This is a genomic window from Ruegeria sp. THAF33, assembly GCF_009363615.1.
Lineage (GTDB): Bacteria > Pseudomonadota > Alphaproteobacteria > Rhodobacterales > Rhodobacteraceae > Ruegeria.
Map to the genome: position 1 here is coordinate 2,614,882 of NZ_CP045384.1, position 14,528 is coordinate 2,629,409.

Consider the following 14,528-nt stretch of genomic DNA (forward strand, 5'->3'; position numbering starts at 1 on the left):
CCTAAGGAGTCGCGGGCAATGTCGCGATGACGGCTTCGCTATGGGCAAACCATAAAAAAAGACCGCGCCAAAAGCGCGGCCTTTCAGAATTCGATTGCGGCGAAGATCAGTTCTTCGCGTAGAATTCGACGACCAGGTTCGGTTCCATGACGACCGGGTAAGGCACATCGCTGAGGCCCGGCGCGCGCACGAACGTCGCGGTCATTTTCGAGTGGTCGGCGTCGATGTAGTCAGGAACGTCACGCTCGGCCAGCGCAACGGCTTCCAAGACAACAGCCAGTTGTTTGGATTTGTCACGCACCTCAATCACGTCACCTTCTTTGACGCGGTAGGACGGGATGTTTACACGCTTGCCGTTCACTTTGACGTGGCCGTGGTTCACGAACTGGCGTGCGGCAAAAACAGTTGCGACAAACTTGGCGCGGTAGACCACAGCGTCCAGGCGGCGCTCCAGCAGGCCGATCAGGTTTTCACCGGTGTCGCCCTTCACACGCTCGGCTTCGGCGTAGATGCGGCGGAACTGCTTCTCGGTCAGGTCGCCGTAGTAGCCTTTCAGCTTCTGCTTGGCCCGCAGCTGCAGACCGAAGTCCGACAGTTTGCCCTTGCGGCGCTGGCCATGCTGGCCGGGGCCGTATTCGCGACGGTTGACCGGGGATTTCGGACGACCCCAGATGTTTTCGCCCATCCGGCGGTCGATTTTGTACTTGGCAGACGTGCGTTTGGTCACGGCTGATCTCCTTCGTTAGGTCGAAGCCCCGACGGGCCACTATGAAGGGCGTTGTCCTCTTGAGGTCTCCCCCATGACAGGCATCCCCTTGCGGGGGCCACCAACACCAATGAAGCCGCGCTTATATCCGCAATGCTGGCGGAGTCAACACAGCATTCCGCAAAGTTCAGAAAAACGATCAGGGCAGACAGCCAGCGAACCCGGCAGCGCGCCGAAACCGTCTGGCGGCACCTTGAAAACTTAGTTTGAAGCCGGGAAAGAAACTACCGTCGCGCCGCTTTTCGCGGCGGGGTTTGGGATCATCGCAACCTCGGTCACTTCGACAATCCAGAACTCTTCATCCCGTGGCGGGCAAGCGCCTTCGAACACGAGAGCCCGCGACGTATCGTTGCCATCGGCAACAAGCTTGGCAGAGAACTTCTGCGCACCGTTGGTAAGGGTAAGGGTTCCGGCCACGTGGCCTGGAATGTCACGGACAATTGGAAAGTGGCTGTTCACCTGGCTGGCAGCGCCCCCGACATTTCCTATTTTTCCGATGCTTTGCTCGGCAGCCTCGCTCATGACGATTGCTTGACCACGCCATGACCATGCCGATCCGATCGTCAAACAGGAAAGAGGAGCGTCTTCAAGCCCGTCAATTTCCGTCTGACACCAGGAAATAGCTATTTGACCGTTTGTTCCGGCTCTCATCTGCCCACTCGCACTTACAACACCCCAACACTTAATTTTATCCTTATCAGCACAAATTCCGGCGGAAAAGAGACAGAACTGCAGCAATCACAAGATTGTTGTTAATGTGACTCAATAATTGGCGCCATCCGTCAGGGGTGACGGCCCGTCGATGACGGTTGTGGTCAGCGATGGCCGAAACCGATGCCAGATAGCAATTCCAATTCATCGGAGAACGTGTGGAACGCTGTCCCGATAACTGCGGGTACAACGCTCAGAGCAATGGGGCCAGCGTTCCGGATTTCCGTCAGCCGCGCGCCCAAGAACGGTTTCCTGAGATAAAGCTCTCATCAAATCAGGCCGCAAAAACACGCGGGTCCTGGTTGGCAACGGGCTGAAGGGCCTTTGTTTGAGTCAATTTTCAAATGGCGCAGGAAATTCATCCATGTCACCCTCGGGTTGCCGGGATCACCGGTACGCTATTGCCAACGGAAGCCTGACTCCGACAATTGTCTTTGAACCCGCCCGGGATAGTCGGATACGATTGCGTCCACGCCCAGATCGATCATCCTGCCGATATCTTCGTGTTCGTTGACTGTCCACACGACGACGCACAGGCCCAGTTCTTTTGCGCGCGTGACGTTTTCGGGCGTTACATCCGCAAAGTACGGGCACCAAAGCGAACCGCCGGCCTGCTTTACCAAGTTTGGAATTTCGTCGCGACGGCCACGAAAGTCCGGGCAAACGGATTTTGAGGAATCCTCGCCAACATCGTCGGCATTGTCCGGAAGTTGCGTCAGGTAGGATGAAGGCATATCCGGAGCTTGCCTCTGACACTCCGCCAACAGGTTCCAATCAAAACTGTGAAGCACCGCGCGCGAAGATAACCCTTTGCCGCGAACATCCCCAAGTACTCTGCGGACAAAGTTCTCTCGGTAAAGTGCATCATGGGCCAGGTCGGGGTCCGACTTCAGCTCGAGCATCAGATGGGCATCACGGTATTTCGGGTCATCGACCAAATCGAGCAGATCCAACAGCCTTGGAACACGAACATCGTCTATTTGCGCCTGATCCGGGAAGCGTTGGCCATAGGCGGAATGGCCGTCCAGACGCCCGATATCGAATTGTCGGATCTGTTCGTAAGTCAGCGAGGATACTTTCGGCTCTTCCCCGGTCAGAAACAGGCCATTGCCATCGCGGAAACTGGCCGAATGCAGGCGATGATTGTGCGTAATGACCGGCACATCATCGGCTGTCAGGACAACGTCAAATTCAAGAAGCGGGACGCCAATGGAAAGTGAAAAGTCGAAGCCGATCAAGCTGTTTTCAGGCAACACGCCCCGTGCCCCACGATGCCCCACGACCCGGATCAGGTTCTCCCCGCCGCGAAAGGCCTCAACCTGTTGAAACGCCATCAGCCTTCCAGCCTTTGGCCTGTTGCGTGGTCAAACAAATGCATGTTCTCCGGTGCCACCGAGAACCGCATAATCGGATGGCGTCCTTCGATCGGGTGAACACCGGGAAGGCTTGCCGTGATCGCGCTTTCAGAGCCCGACAGGTGACCGTGCAGCAACGTGTTGGCCCCAAGCGGTTCAGCCATCTGAATCGCGGCTTCAAGCGGGCCATTGTCATCCGACAACAGATGCTCTGGTCTTATGCCAAGCTTCACGGCGCAGTCCGGACCCCCAGAGGGGCCGACTTCGATTTCTCCGATCTTGACCGCCCCGTTTTCGCGCCGTGCTTCGAATATGTTCATTGCCGGGCTGCCGATGAATTGCGCGGCAAACAGCGTCTGCGGAGTTTCATAGACCTCGAGCGGCGTGCCGATCTGCTCGGCTATGCCGCCGTTCATCACGATCATCCTGTCCGCCATCGTCATTGCTTCGACCTGATCATGCGTGACGTAAAGTGACGTGATCCCAAGCTTTTCCTGAAGTTCGCGTATTTCCAGACGCATCTGAACACGAAGCTTGGCATCGAGGTTCGAGAGCGGCTCGTCAAACAGGAAAACAGCGGGCTCGCGGACAATGGCCCGGCCCATCGCGACCCTCTGGCGCTGACCGCCGGACAACTGCCTGGGTTTGCGATCCAGCAAAGGTTCAAGCTGCAACAGCTTTGCCGCCTGGGTCACCTTTTGATCGATCTGAGCCTTGGGCAGCCCCGCGATCTTCAGGCCATACCCCATGTTCTGGCGCACGGACATATGTGGATAGAGCGCGTAGTTCTGGAACACCATGGCGATGTCGCGATCCATGGGCTCTTTGTCATTGGCGCGTTCACCGCCGATCCGGATTTCCCCGGACGTGACCGTTTCCAGCCCCGCCACCATCCGCAACAATGTGGACTTGCCGCAGCCTGACGGGCCAACGATCACGATGAACTCTCCATCGGCGATATCGACATCAACGCCGTGGATCACATCCGTCGGGCCAAAGCTCTTTTTGACATTCTCTAAGGTAACTGTTGCCATTTCTTACTTCTCGCTATCGACAAGGCCACGGACAAAGAGCTTTTGCATCGACACCACCACGATGACCGGCGGGATCATCGCCAGAATGGACGTCGCCATGATCGTCGGCCAATGCGCAAAGTCGTCACCGGACGGGAACATCTGCTTAATACCCATCACGATGGTATTCATTTCGGGATCGGTCGTGATCAGCAGCGGCCAAAGGTACTGGTTCCACCCATAGATGAACAGGATCACGAACAGTGCGGCGATGTTGGTCCGGCTCATGGGGACGACGATATCGATGAAGAACCGCATCGGTCGCGCGCCGTCGACCCGGGCTGCCTCGGCAAGCTCATCGGGGATGGTCAGAAAGAACTGACGGAACAGGAAGGTTGCCGTGGCCGAGGCGATCAGGGGAAAGATCAGCCCGTAATAGCTGTTGAGCATGCCGAACCCGGCGACAACTTCGAACGTCGGAACGATGCGGACTTCGACCGGCAGCATCAGGGTCAGGAAGATCAGCCAGAAGAACGTCGTTCGCCCGGGAAAGCGGAAATAGACAATCGCGAAAGCCGACAGCAGAGAGATGATGATTTTGCCGACTGCAATTCCGATTGCCATCACCAGGCTGTTGAACAGCATCGTGGCAACGGGCACATTTACCCCCGAGAACAGCGCCGCCTTGTAGTTCACCCAGAACTGATCGCCGGGCACGACAGGCATCGGTGGCGAGACGATCTCGGCCTGGGTCACGGTCGAAGCCACGAAGGCAAGCCATATCGGGAAAAATATGATCAGGACACCGAGGATCATGAGGGCATGGGACAACCAGATGCCCGCGCCGCGTTTTTCGACCATTCCGTGTTGTTGGGCCGCCATCAGTAATGCACCCTCTTTTCCACGTATTTGAACTGGATGACCGTCAACAGTCCCACGACGATCAGCAAGATGACTGATTGCGCCGAAGACGAGCCGAGGTCCTGCCCCACAAACCCGTCCGAAAATACCTTGTAGACAAGGATTGTCGTCGACTGTTGCGGCCCGCCGCCGGTGATCGTGTGGATCACGCCAAAGGTTTCGAAGAAGGCATAAACGACGTTCACCACCAGCAAGAAGAACGCCGTCGGCGACAGCAGCGGCAGTACGATCGTGAAGAATCGGCGCCAGAAATGCGCGCCGTCAATCGCCGCCGCCTCGATCACGGATCTTGGAACGGATTGCAGGGCAGCGAAAAAGAACAGGAAGTTATAGCTTATGCGCCCCCAGGCCGAAGCAACGACCACCAGCCCCATGGCTTCGGTGCCGTTCAGAACGTGGTTCCAGTCATATCCAAGCTGGCCAAGATACCATGACACGACGCCGACGCGCGTGTTGAACATGAAAAGCCACAGAACGCCCGCGACCGCAGGGGCAACAGCGTAGGGCCAGATCAGCAACGTCCGATAGACCCCGGACCCTTTGATCAATCGATCCGCAATGACCGCAAGAAACAAGGCAGGGATCATCGAGCACAACGTGACCAGCGTGGAAAACACCGCCGTCGTCACGAAAGAGGCGCGATAAAACTTGTCACTCAGCAGGAATTCAAAATTGCCGAGCCCCACGAACTGGGACGACAGCCCGAACGGGTCAGGTATGAACAGCGACTGCCATATGGCCTGACCGGCGGGGTAGAAAAAGAAAACAGCGGAAATGATGACCTGAGGGGCGATCAACGCCAATGGCAACAGCCAGCCGCGAAAGGTGACGCGTTTTTCCATCCTGAAAACCCACCGAAGAAAGAAAATGCGGGCCCCGAAAGGGCCCGCATAACGTTACGACTTATTGATTGGCGGATTCGAACCGGCGCAGCAACGCATCACCGCGTTCCTTCGCGCTGTCCATCGCTTCCTGAGCGGTCTTCTCACCGGACCAGATCGCCTCAAGCTCTTCGTCGATGATGCCCCGGATCTGGTCGAACGATCCCAGACGCAAGCCTTTCGAATTTGCGGTCGGCTCTTTCGCAGTCATCTGGATCACTGCGACGTCGGTACCCGGGTTTTCGTCATAAAAACCTGCGGCACGCGTAACCTCACCCGCTTCTGTCGTGATTGGAAGGTAACCGGTGTTCTGGTGCCACGCCGCTTGTACATCAGGTGATGACAGGAAGCTCAGGAACTCTCCGACGCCCTTGTACTCTTCGGGCTCATGACCCTCCATTACCCAAAGAGACGCGCCACCGATGATGGTGTTTTGCGGCTCACTGGTGACGGATTCCCAATAGGGCAGCGGACGCACGTCGAAATCGAACTCGGCCTCTGCCTTGATGCCGGCGTATCCGGCCGAACTTTCGGTGAACAATGCGCACTCGCCTGACCGGAAGTTCGCACCACCTTCGTTTCTGCGGCCGGTATAGATGAACTTGCCGTCCTTGGCCCAGTCACCCATCGCGGTCAGATGTGCTACCTGCACCGGACCGTTCAGCAGCAGCTCGGTATCCAGATCGGCAAATCCGTTGTCCCGTGAGGCAAAGGGAACGTCGTGATAGGCTGAAAGGTTTTCAAGGTGAATCCAGCTTTGCCATGCTGTCACCAGCGGGCAATCCTCGCCACCTGCCTTCAGCTGCTCGAGCACTTCGCCGACTTTTTCCCAAGTGGACAGATCCGTGTCCGGATCAACGCCTGCTGCTTGCATGGCATCGCGGTTAACCCACAGGACCGGCGTCGAGGAGTTGAAGGGAAGCGACAGCATCTCTCCGTCAGTGGTTGTGTAGTAGCCTTTGACGGCGCCAATATACGCGTCGGGATCAAAAGACGCGCCGCTTTCGGCCATCACTTCATAGACCGGTTTGATCGCCCCTTTGGCTGACATCATTGTCGCCGTGCCGACTTCGAACACCATCAGGATATGTGGCTGTTCACCGGCCCGGAATGCTGCAATCCCGGCATTCAGGGTTTCCGAGTAGTTGCCCTTGTGGCTTTCGACCACGACGAACTCATCCTGACTGGCGTTGAACTCTTCAACCTGTCCTTTGACAAGTTCCCCTAGGCGACCGGTGAAGGCGTGCCAGAACTGGACTTCGGTTTGCGCCATTGCCGCCAAGGGGGACAAGGCTGTGGTGATGGCAATCGCGCCAAGCAGATTCTTTTTCATGATTCCTCCCATGCATCAGGGTTGATGCTTCGTTGAATACCGACCGCAACGCGTAAACGGCACACATGACGATTTCACGACGTTAACGTTACAAAAATATAATTCAAGGCCTATCTACTTGGTGAAAAAATAACATAGTGTTATGAAATGGCGCAGCAGATCGGGATCAGCAATGAGTCAAATTCTGAGAGTTCGGCAGTTGGAGGCCCTGATGGCCGTGACCACCAACGGGTCTGTCACGGCCGCGGCGGCTGATCTGGGCGTGACCCAGCCAGCTGTCAGCAGATTGCTGTCCGATCTTGAAAAGTCGCTCGGGTTTCAGCTTTTTGACCGTCGGGAAGGCCGATTAGTACCAACGCAGGAGGTTCGCTATCTCTTGCCCAGCGTCGAGCGCGTTCTCGAATTGATGAGACAAATTTCGGATGTCAGTCAGGATATCACACAACGCAAAGCAGGGCACATCCGTGTCGCTTGCCTGCCGGGATTTGCCACCAGCCATTTGCCCAAAGTCGTCGCCGGTTTCCTGAAGGATCGGCCCGGTGTCACCCTGACGATCGAACCAGACAGACCTGAACGCATTCTGGAATGGATGATCGGCGAGCAGTATGATTTCGGAATCACTGACAGCTTTCACGGTCATCCGGCAGTAGAAAGCAGGGACATCGACGTTCGCACGGTGTGTGTGTTCCCCACCGGGCACGAGTTGGAAAGCCTTTCCGAAATTACGCCGGCGGATCTCGCACATAGAAAAATCATCCACACCCGACGCGACAGCGATTTTTTCGGGCGGCTTTCGAAAGTGTTTCAACATGCCAATGTCGAATTGAACTCGCATATCGAGGTCAGGCAGTTCACGGCAGCATGTGAATTGGCGCTGGAAGGTGTCGGTGTCTCGGTCGTTAGCGAACTGGATGCCGTCCAATACACGTCGAGGGGATTGAGTTATCGGCCGTTCAAGCCATTTTTGACGCATACCCTCTCGTTGGTGCGTCCAATTCTGAAGCAACCGTCATTGGTAACGCTGGAATTCATCGAGCAGTTTCAGGAAAGCCTAAGCCCTTTCAAGGTCGGGTAGCGCCGCCTTCGACCATATTCCTGTGACACCGCAGGAACTGATCCGACAACAAGACCGGTGTCCCGGCCGAAAGTCGCATGTGATCTGCTCGTGCTCAGCGAGATCTACAGCGAAACTCCCTGCACTGCCCCGGGGTCCGACTGAGGCTGGCACGGCGCCGCAGCAGCCTGCTGCAACGCCGTCCAACATGGTGGTTCTTCAGATCGCGGCCTTTCGGCTTTCATCCAGGTAAATTTCACGAAGGCGTTTGGCAATCGGACCGGGTGTACCATCACCCAGCGTGACTCCGTCGATTTCCACTACCGGCATCACGAAGGCACTGGCCGAGGTCGTGAACGCCTCATCAGCCTCTTTGGCTTCGTCGATGGTAAACAGCCGCTCTTCAACTTCCATCTGTGCTTCGGCTGCCATGCGCAGCACGGCCTTGCGAGTGATCCCGTGCAGGATGTCGTTGGACAGCGGGCGGGTCACGATCTTGCCGTTCTTGACGAAATAGGCGTTGTTGCTGGTGCCCTCGGTCACAAAGCCGTCCTCGACCAGCCATGCATCGTCGCAGCCCGCTTTCTTGGCCATCATCTTGCCCATCGAAGGGTAAAGCAGTTGCACGGTTTTGATGTCGCGGCGACCCCAACGGATGTCCTCGATCGAGATGATCTTGGCACCTTTCCGTGCCGCCGGGCTGTCAGCCAGCCCGGGCTTGTTCTGGGTGAACAGAACGAGGCTTGGCTTGGTATCGGCCGAAGGGAAGACAAAATCCCGGTCACCGTCGCTGCCGCGCGAAACCTGAAGGTAGACCAGGCCCTCTTCTATGCCGTTCAGATCAACCAGCTTGCGGTGGATTTCCAGCAGCTCTTCCTTGGTGCAGGGCTCGGCCATCTCCAGCTCGTCCAGAGACCGCTTCAGGCGCACCGCGTGGCCCTCGAAATCGATCAGCTTGCCATCCAGTACACTGGTCACTTCGTAAACCGCGTCTGCAAACAGGAAGCCACGGTCAAAGATAGATACCTTGGCCTCGGTCTCGGGCAGGTATTCGCCATTTACATAAACGGTACGGGTCATGTTTGTCTCCTCAGCCCCAGAGCGCCGCTTCGGGCGGGTGAACTCCGGCGTCGTCAAAAATCAGCGGGGTGTCGCGGTCTTCGGCCAACAGAAGCGGTCCGTCAAGGTCCGTCACCATCGCACCCTGCGCCAACAGTGTCGCGGGCGCCATGGCAAGCGAACTGCCAACCATGCAGCCGACCATGATGCCATACCCTTCCACGATTGCGGCTTTGCGCAGTTCAAGCGCCTCGGTCAGGCCACCGGTCTTGTCGAGTTTGATGTTGATGACATCGTATTTCCCCTTCAGCCCGGGCAGGCTGGCGCGATCATGGCAGGACTCGTCGGCGCAGACGGGCACCGGGCGGTCCATTCCGATCAAAGCGTCGTCGTCACCGGCCGGCAATGGCTGCTCGACCAGCGCTACGCCCAAACGCACCAGATGCGGGGCGAGGTCGGCGTAAACCTCGGCCGACCAGCCTTCGTTCGCATCCACGATGATCCTGGCGTTCGGAGCACCGGCGCGCACGGCCTCGAGCCGGGGCATGTCATCTGGCGTGCCCAGCTTGATCTTCAGAAGCGGGCGGTGCGCGTTCTCGGCCGCCTGAGACTGCATTGCCTCCGGAGTACCCAGCGACAGAGTATAGGCCGTGATCTCGGGTCCGGGCACCGGCAGGCCCGCCAAATCCCAGGCGCGCTTACCCGCGCGCTTGCTTTCCAGATCCCACAAAGCACAATCCACGGCGTTCCGGGCGGCACCGGCAGGCAGCAGATCCATCAGCGACCGGCGGCTGAACTCAGCAGGCAGACCGGCGATCTCGGCCTCGACCGACTCGAGCGTTTCGTCATAACGCGCATAAGGAACGCATTCGCCCCAGCCCTGATGCTTTCCGTCCGACACCCGCACCGTCAGCACCTTTGCTTCGGTCCGTGACCCGCGCGAAATGGTAAACACCTGCGCCAACTGAAACACATCGCGAGAGACTTCTATCTGCACGCACCTGCTCCTTCATCTTTTCCCAAATACTCCCGCCAGAGGCGGAACCGGCCCGCCACCGGCGGGCCGGTTGGATCACATCGCGGCCAGCGCGTCCACCAACTTGCCCGAGCCGAACCGGAACGGATCGGTCGCCGGCAGCCCCATATCTGCTTCGATCTTGGCCAGATATGCTGTCGCGTCCTCTTCGGACATGTGCTGGGTGTTGACCGAAACGCCGACGACCTGACAATCGGGGTTCGCCACTTTGGCCAGGGCCAGCGCGGTGTCGCGCAGGGTTTCGAGCGTCGGCAGCTGATAGGTCGGCAGACCGCGCATGTGCGCGCGGGTCGGTTCATGGCTCAGGATCAGCGCGTCGGGCTGGCCGCCGTGAATCAGCGCCATAGTCACGCCGGAATAGGACACATGGAACAGCGATCCCTGACCTTCGATCAGATCCCAGTGGTCGTCATCGTTGTCCGGTGTCAGCCATTCGATCGAGCCGGCCATGAAATCCGCAACAACGGCGTCCAGCGGCACGCCATCGCCGGTGATCAGAATGCCCGTCTGGCCGGTCGCGCGGAAGGTCGACTTCATACCACGGTTGCGCATTTCGGCATCCATCGCCATTGCAGTGTACATCTTGCCCACAGAGCAGTCGGTGCCGACGGCCAGACAACGTTTGCCCCTGCGCTTGATCCCGTTGGCGATCGGGTAATCAACCTCGGGTACACGCACGTCGTGCAGCTTTCGCCCCGTTGCTTCGGCCACCGCCACCAGATCGGGCTCGTCGCGCAACAGGTTGTGCAGGCCAGAGGCCAGGTCAAACCCTTCCTCAAGCGCCATGACCAGAACCTTTTTCCATTCCTGGCTGATGACGCCGCCACGGTTGGCGACACCGATAACCAGCGTTTTTGCGCCGGCCGCTTTGGCCTCGGTCAGGGTCATATCCTTCAGGCCCAGATCAGCCTTGCAGCCGTCCATACGATATTGACCGACGGCGTTTTCCGGGCGCCAATCCTTGATGCCCACAGCCACTTTGGCCGCCAATTGGTCGGGCGCATCGCCCAAAAACAGCAGGTACGGTGTCTCGATCATTGCGGTCACTCCTTTGATTCCGGCCCAAGCTAGAGAAGCGTTTAAACGAGCGTTTCGCGTTTTGATCCGCCCAACACGGCGGGTACGCGAGTTTCTTGCACCATTGACACAAAAGGCGCAAAATTATTCGAAGTTTCCAAAGTGATTAAACTTTAATCACCACTTCCCAGCCGCTGGCACGCAGCATTCTGCAACCGCATTGCCGCAGATGCACAATCTCCCTTGCGCCAGGTTGCGCAATTTAATACCTCATTGGGCGAGAAAATCGCAATTTCATTACCCACACGAGGTCCAGATGAGCTTTCGCATCCAACCCGCCGCGCCTGCACGACCCAATCGCTGCCAACTGTTTGGTCCGGGATCGAATACCAAACTGTTCCCGAAAATGGCAGCTTCTGCTGCGGATGTGATCAACCTTGACCTCGAGGATTCGGTTGCGCCTTCGGACAAGGACATCGCCCGCGCCAATGTCATCGAAGCCCTGAACACTGTTGATTGGGGCAGCAAATACATGTCCGTTCGCATCAACGGATTGGATACCCCCTATTGGTATCGTGACGTTGTCGACGTGTTGGAGCAGGCAGGCGACCGTCTGGACCAGATCATGATTCCCAAAGTCGGCTGCGCATCGGATGTCTATGCCGTGGATGCCCTTGTCACCGCCATTGAACGCGCCAAGGGCCGGACCAAACCTATCAGCTTCGAGGTCATTATCGAATCCGCTGCCGGTATCGCGCATGTGGAAGAGATCGCAGCCTCCTCTCCCCGTTTGCAGGCCATGAGCCTTGGGGCCGCAGATTTTGCGGCCTCGATGGGGATGCAGACTACAGGCATCGGCGGCACACAGGAAAACTACTATATGCTGCGTGACGGCGAAAAACACTGGTCTGACCCGTGGCACTGGGCCCAAGCCGCCATCGTTGCAGCGTGCCGCACCCATGGGGTGCTGCCAGTGGATGGGCCATTCGGGGATTTCAGCGATGATGAAGGGTACATCGCTCAGGCGAAACGCTCGGCGACGCTGGGCATGGTCGGCAAATGGGCGATCCATCCCAAGCAGATTGCACTGGCCAATCAGGTCTTTACCCCGTCGGATGAGGCCGTTTCCGAGGCCCGCGAAATCCTGGCCGCAATGGAACAGGCCAAAGCAAACGGTGAGGGCGCAACCGTCTATAAAGGGCGTCTTGTCGACATCGCCTCAATCAAGCAGGCCGAAGTCATCGTGGCGCAGGCCGAACTGATTGCGGCGGGCAGCTAAGCCCCCAAAAAAGGGCGCTCGATCGAGCGCCCTTTCATGAATTCTTCAACGGCCAAAAACGTCATTGGGCGTCCATGTGAAGCGTTCCCCCTTCTTTCCTGACTTCATCATCAGGCAAGAGGTTCCCAGTTTCTGGAAATAGACGATCTTCAGTGGATACCAACCCGCCTTGGGCACTTCCACTTCGGTGCGTTGATTGGCTTCACAGCCCTGAATGCCATTTACCCGGCCAATCTGCTGACCGCCAACCCAAGCCTCTATCCCGTCATTCGACCACGTTTCCAGCTCGTAAACGCCAGGTGAGTCAAAGCGCATATAGCCTGTGACCTCGGCGGCAACGTTGTAGGCCTGGTCGAAGGTCAAGACATCCTCACCTTTGCTAGTGTCCCTGTAATCCAACCCGCGCAACGGTTTTCCGGGCTTCGCCTTAGACAGCATGCTTTTTGCCTGGCTCAGATCCCGTATCTTCTTGTGTTGATTGCCTGTACCTAAGTATTTGACATTCAAACCCGCCTTCGGAGACGGCTGTGGATTGGCAGGTTGCAGTTTCAGCGGGGCAGACAAAGCGGCCCCGGCAATGACCGACATGGCAACTGCGGTCGCCACTGTTCGAACGAGTTTCATCGTAATCTCCCTGTTTGCGTGCCGTTTTGGCTGGGCGTATCCCCTGGCAGCGTCATTACAAAGACACTAGGCCCTGAAAATTTGCGCTGCAAGAGAGTGTGGCTTCACATTTCCAGTGGCTACGCACGCAGATCCTTGGGTGACCCCATGACCACATAGGATGTGATCGACGTGACATGAGGCAGCGTTCCCAGCACCTCGGTATGGAAGGTCTTGTAGGACGGCAGATCGGCGCATTCGACGCGCAGCAGGTATTCGATCGTACCGGTGATGTTGTGGCATTCGACCACTTCAGGGGCTTGTTGCAGGGCACGCTCAAACCCCTCCTGCGCCGCTTTCGTGTGTTCACCAAGACCGACCCCGATATAGGCGACAAAGCCGACACCCATCGCGGCCGGGTTCAGAACCGCACGATAACCGGTGATCACGCCGGCCTTTTCCAACTCTTGAACGCGACGCAGGCAGGCGGACGGAGACAGCGCGACCCGTTCGGCCAATTCCAGATTGCTGATGCGCCCATCGCGGGTCAGTTCCTGCAATATCTGGCGATTTATCTGATCATTCTTCATCATAAGTTGCAGAAATAGCGGAAACGCGCACGAAAAAGCAATTTCATTTGCTGCCGGTCAGACGATACTTCGCAGCATGACTTACGACATCCTTCTGGCGCTCATCGCTTTTGCCTTCGTGACATCCATTACGCCCGGGCCGAACAATCTGATGCTGATGGCATCGGGTGCGAATTTCGGCTTTCGGCGTTCGATCCCGCATATGCTGGGCATTGGCCTTGGCTTCACGCTCATGGTGCTGCTGGTCGGTGCAGGGCTGGTTCAGGTCTTTGACCGGTACCCGGTCAGCTATTCAGTGCTGAAGGTCGTGTCGGTGATCTATCTGCTCTATCTGGCATGGAAGATCGCGCATGCCGCGCCAGCCACAGGCGATTTGGCAGCGGGGACGCCCATGACGTTTCTGCAAGCCGCCGCCTTTCAGTGGGTGAACCCCAAAGCCTGGGCCATGGCCCTGACCGCCACAACCGCTTACACGCCCAGCCAGACCCTGCATGCGATTGCGCTTGTGGCGTTGGTTTTCGGGGCGGTCAACCTGCCATCGGTGAGCACATGGACCTTTCTAGGACAGCAGATGTCGCGGGTGCTGACGAACCCGCGCAGGCTGGTTGCGTTCAACTGGACAATGGCGGTGCTGCTTGTGGCCTCGCTCTATCCCGTTCTCTGGCCCAGTTGACCCAGACAGGTTTCGGCCAACATATCCTCGGGCGCGGTGTCGGGTGGGTACAGGGTCAGACGCCGCGTTAGATTGTCGTGGGTGCAGGCCAGAGCGCGCAGCGCGGGGTCTTTCTTGGCGGCGGCCATCAGTATCCGATTTTCCATTCACCCATCTGAAATCGAACATCTTCACCACTCGGATCTTGCCGAGTTGCATCCGGAGCACCGTCAGGCCATATAGCAGGGAACTTTCGCG

General features: G+C 57.6%; 16 protein-coding genes. 3 read left to right on the forward strand and 13 right to left on the reverse strand.

Features of this window, described 5'->3' with window-relative positions; genetic code table 11:
- Positions 1–106: 106 nt before the first annotated feature.
- From rpsD to ugpB, 7 genes are all read right to left on the reverse strand, one after another.
- Positions 107–727: a 30S ribosomal protein S4 gene (gene rpsD / locus FIU92_RS13050; protein WP_152459028.1), complete on the reverse strand. Its 621-nt coding sequence runs from the start codon at positions 725–727 to the stop codon at positions 107–109.
- 240 nt (positions 728–967) lie between these two features.
- The gene (locus tag FIU92_RS22810) at positions 968–1,504 is read right to left on the reverse strand and encodes a hypothetical protein (RefSeq protein WP_172978494.1); all 537 of its coding nucleotides are present in this window, start codon (positions 1,502–1,504) and stop codon (positions 968–970) included.
- Positions 1,505–1,875: 371 nt separating this feature from the next.
- On the reverse strand, positions 1,876–2,811 hold the full coding sequence (locus tag FIU92_RS13060; RefSeq protein ID WP_254705309.1) for a glycerophosphodiester phosphodiesterase family protein: 936 nt from the start codon (positions 2,809–2,811) through the stop codon (positions 1,876–1,878).
- Positions 2,811–3,866: a sn-glycerol-3-phosphate import ATP-binding protein UgpC gene (locus FIU92_RS13065; RefSeq protein ID WP_152459031.1), complete on the reverse strand. Its 1,056-nt coding sequence runs from the start codon at positions 3,864–3,866 to the stop codon at positions 2,811–2,813. Before FIU92_RS13065 ends, FIU92_RS13060 begins: the two co-directional genes overlap by 1 nt.
- 3 nt (positions 3,867–3,869) lie before the next feature.
- Positions 3,870–4,706 (reverse strand): sn-glycerol-3-phosphate ABC transporter permease UgpE, encoded by an 837-nt coding sequence (gene ugpE / locus FIU92_RS13070; RefSeq protein WP_152459916.1) that lies wholly within the window; start codon positions 4,704–4,706, stop codon positions 3,870–3,872.
- A gap of 20 nt (positions 4,707–4,726) precedes the next feature.
- Positions 4,727–5,608, reverse strand: coding sequence for a sn-glycerol-3-phosphate ABC transporter permease UgpA (gene ugpA / locus FIU92_RS13075; protein ID WP_152459032.1), 882 nt, complete (start codon positions 5,606–5,608; stop codon positions 4,727–4,729).
- A gap of 61 nt (positions 5,609–5,669) precedes the next feature.
- The gene (ugpB, locus tag FIU92_RS13080) at positions 5,670–6,980 is read right to left on the reverse strand and encodes a sn-glycerol-3-phosphate ABC transporter substrate-binding protein UgpB (RefSeq protein WP_152459033.1); all 1,311 of its coding nucleotides are present in this window, start codon (positions 6,978–6,980) and stop codon (positions 5,670–5,672) included.
- 172 nt (positions 6,981–7,152) lie between these two features.
- Here ugpB and FIU92_RS13085 point away from each other — a divergent pair, with 172 nt between their 5' ends.
- Complete coding sequence (locus FIU92_RS13085) at positions 7,153–8,055, forward strand: LysR substrate-binding domain-containing protein (RefSeq protein WP_152459034.1); 903 nt, start codon at positions 7,153–7,155, stop codon at positions 8,053–8,055.
- Between the two features lie 198 nt (positions 8,056–8,253).
- On the opposite strand, the gene FIU92_RS13090 is transcribed toward FIU92_RS13085, so the two are convergent.
- The 3 genes from FIU92_RS13090 to dgcN form a co-directional block, all read right to left on the reverse strand.
- A complete protein-coding gene (locus FIU92_RS13090) occupies positions 8,254–9,114 on the reverse strand; it encodes a D-amino-acid transaminase (RefSeq protein ID WP_152459035.1) in 861 nt (286 codons plus the stop codon).
- A gap of 10 nt (positions 9,115–9,124) precedes the next feature.
- On the reverse strand, positions 9,125–10,090 hold the full coding sequence (gene dgcA / locus FIU92_RS13095; protein ID WP_152459036.1) for an N-acetyl-D-Glu racemase DgcA: 966 nt from the start codon (positions 10,088–10,090) through the stop codon (positions 9,125–9,127).
- A gap of 75 nt (positions 10,091–10,165) precedes the next feature.
- Complete coding sequence (dgcN, locus tag FIU92_RS13100; RefSeq protein ID WP_152459037.1) at positions 10,166–11,167, reverse strand: N-acetyltransferase DgcN; 1,002 nt, start codon at positions 11,165–11,167, stop codon at positions 10,166–10,168.
- Between the two features lie 295 nt (positions 11,168–11,462).
- On the opposite strand from dgcN, the gene FIU92_RS13105 reads away from it, so the two are divergent.
- Positions 11,463–12,425: an L-malyl-CoA/beta-methylmalyl-CoA lyase gene (locus FIU92_RS13105; RefSeq protein ID WP_152459038.1), complete on the forward strand. Its 963-nt coding sequence runs from the start codon at positions 11,463–11,465 to the stop codon at positions 12,423–12,425.
- A gap of 45 nt (positions 12,426–12,470) precedes the next feature.
- Here FIU92_RS13105 and FIU92_RS13110 read toward each other — a convergent pair whose 3' ends face one another.
- Positions 12,471–13,049, reverse strand: coding sequence for a PA14 domain-containing protein (locus FIU92_RS13110; RefSeq protein ID WP_152459039.1), 579 nt, complete (start codon positions 13,047–13,049; stop codon positions 12,471–12,473).
- Between the two features lie 119 nt (positions 13,050–13,168).
- The gene (locus FIU92_RS13115; protein ID WP_152459040.1) at positions 13,169–13,621 is read right to left on the reverse strand and encodes an Lrp/AsnC family transcriptional regulator; all 453 of its coding nucleotides are present in this window, start codon (positions 13,619–13,621) and stop codon (positions 13,169–13,171) included.
- A 73-nt stretch (positions 13,622–13,694) separates the two neighbouring features.
- Between FIU92_RS13115 and FIU92_RS13120 the strand changes: the two genes are divergently transcribed.
- Complete coding sequence (locus FIU92_RS13120; RefSeq protein ID WP_152459041.1) at positions 13,695–14,291, forward strand: LysE family translocator; 597 nt, start codon at positions 13,695–13,697, stop codon at positions 14,289–14,291.
- Here the strand turns inward: FIU92_RS13120 and FIU92_RS22815 are convergent.
- Positions 14,267–14,437 carry a hypothetical protein gene (locus FIU92_RS22815; RefSeq protein ID WP_172978495.1) on the reverse strand — a complete coding sequence of 57 codons (171 nt, stop codon included), beginning with the start codon at positions 14,435–14,437 and terminating at the stop codon, positions 14,267–14,269. The two genes, FIU92_RS13120 and FIU92_RS22815, sit on opposite strands and share 25 nt — an antisense overlap.
- Between the last annotated feature and the right edge of the window lie 91 nt (positions 14,438–14,528).

Excerpts from the sequence above, each read along its gene's own strand:
- FIU92_RS13060 (WP_254705309.1), bottom strand. The coding sequence starts at position 2,811 with ATGGCGTTTCAACAGGTTGAGGCCTTTCGCGGCGGGGAGAACCTGATC.
- FIU92_RS13065 (WP_152459031.1), bottom strand. The coding sequence starts at position 3,866 with ATGGCAACAGTTACCTTAGAGAATGTCAAAAAGAGCTTTGGCCCGACG.
- ugpE (WP_152459916.1), bottom strand. The coding sequence starts at position 4,706 with ATGGTCGAAAAACGCGGCGCGGGCATCTGGTTGTCCCATGCCCTCATG.
- ugpA (WP_152459032.1), bottom strand. The coding sequence starts at position 5,608 with ATGGAAAAACGCGTCACCTTTCGCGGCTGGCTGTTGCCATTGGCGTTG.
- ugpB (WP_152459033.1), bottom strand. The coding sequence starts at position 6,980 with ATGAAAAAGAATCTGCTTGGCGCGATTGCCATCACCACAGCCTTGTCC.
- FIU92_RS13085 (WP_152459034.1), top strand. The coding sequence starts at position 7,153 with ATGAGTCAAATTCTGAGAGTTCGGCAGTTGGAGGCCCTGATGGCCGTG.
- FIU92_RS13090 (WP_152459035.1), bottom strand. The coding sequence starts at position 9,114 with ATGACCCGTACCGTTTATGTAAATGGCGAATACCTGCCCGAGACCGAG.
- dgcN (WP_152459037.1), bottom strand. The coding sequence starts at position 11,167 with ATGATCGAGACACCGTACCTGCTGTTTTTGGGCGATGCGCCCGACCAA.
- FIU92_RS13105 (WP_152459038.1), top strand. The coding sequence starts at position 11,463 with ATGAGCTTTCGCATCCAACCCGCCGCGCCTGCACGACCCAATCGCTGC.
- FIU92_RS13110 (WP_152459039.1), bottom strand. The coding sequence starts at position 13,049 with ATGAAACTCGTTCGAACAGTGGCGACCGCAGTTGCCATGTCGGTCATT.
- FIU92_RS13115 (WP_152459040.1), bottom strand. The coding sequence starts at position 13,621 with ATGATGAAGAATGATCAGATAAATCGCCAGATATTGCAGGAACTGACC.
- FIU92_RS13120 (WP_152459041.1), top strand. The coding sequence starts at position 13,695 with ATGACTTACGACATCCTTCTGGCGCTCATCGCTTTTGCCTTCGTGACA.
- FIU92_RS22815 (WP_172978495.1), bottom strand. The coding sequence starts at position 14,437 with ATGGAAAATCGGATACTGATGGCCGCCGCCAAGAAAGACCCCGCGCTG.